We start from the raw sequence: 1,243 nt of genomic DNA on the forward strand, positions 1-1,243 counted from the left end.
CTATCTTGTACTTCAGCAAGCTCTCGGGATACTAGTTCATTTATACTTAATGCCTCACCAGCATTAAGATTCTTAACCTTTCCTGCATTTTCTTTTAATTTTTTATACTCTTCATATTCATTAGCACTTATACTAACAGTATCATTATTTAAATTACTATTAACTACTTCTGCACTAATATTTTTATCTTCTTCTTCCATATTAACCTCCAACACTTAAAAATAAACGATTCCTCAGTTCATTCTTATCATCTATACTTAAATCTTGATTTGCCATCATTGATGCATATCTCTCATATACTTCAAGCAGCTTAATATCACGTTCAATCTTCTCTGGCTCACTTAACATAACAAGTGAACCAAAATGCATCTTAATGCCAAAATATTTTACAAGTTTACTATTAATAGATACTTCAATAGATTCTTGTACACTTTTTAAAAAGTCATAATAATTAGATCTGTCTCCCTTACCATCACTCCCAAGTCCCTTAGTCTGCTCGTTAAAACTCCTAGTTAAGGGTTCTTTACTGTCTGCTCCTATTTTTGCTTTTACTAATTCTAATGCCTCCTTTAAATACGTCATATCATACTTTATAACTTCTAATGATGCATCTGTGTCACCGCTATAAAATATTCCTTCATTATTTAAATTAGCTTTAAGTCTCTCTATCTCTCTAGATAACATATCATTAGCATCTCTTAATGCAACAAAGTTATTCTTTGAACTTGAGCCTCCAAAAAACCCTTTAAAACCACTATTACTCTCTTTCCTTAATAACATCGCTGTATTACTTAATGCATTTTGTAATTCTACTAATGACTCATCCTTGTAAAATAAAAAGTTATGATTATCTATTCGTCTCTCAATCTCTATATAAATCTTTTCTAATAAATAAACATCAAGTAAAAAACTTTCTGTATAACACGGCGTATAAGATCCTAAAATATAATCATAATTGTCATATATTAGTAATCTACTCTTATGTATTTCTAATGATTTGATTTCTATATTTGCACTATTTATATCATTATTTCTTAAATAATATGTTATATGACTACTTTCTGGTCCAATGTCATGTACTTTAGAATAATCTAAATACATAAATCCAATTGGTAATTCATTATTTACTTCTACATCTAAATCAAAAAACTGATCGGCTGTCTTTACTAAAATGTATCCAACACCATTAAATCGACAACTAATAATGCATTGTAATAATGCTGCTTTTAATTCTATTTTTAAA

The 1,243-nt window shown here is 28.4% G+C and carries 2 protein-coding genes; both read right to left on the minus strand.

The annotated features are described in order from the left end of the window. The coding region (locus U880_RS09835) for a DUF1357 family protein (RefSeq protein WP_038358791.1) at positions 1-200 on the minus strand (200 nt) is incomplete at its 3' end. A gap of 1 nt (position 201) precedes the next feature. Then, the coding region (locus U880_RS0101485) for an anti-CBASS protein Acb1 family protein (protein ID WP_024654486.1) at positions 202-1,243 on the minus strand (1,042 nt) is incomplete at its 5' end.

It is taken from the genome of Borrelia hispanica CRI, assembly GCF_000500065.1.
GTDB lineage: Bacteria > Spirochaetota > Spirochaetia > Borreliales > Borreliaceae > Borrelia > Borrelia hispanica.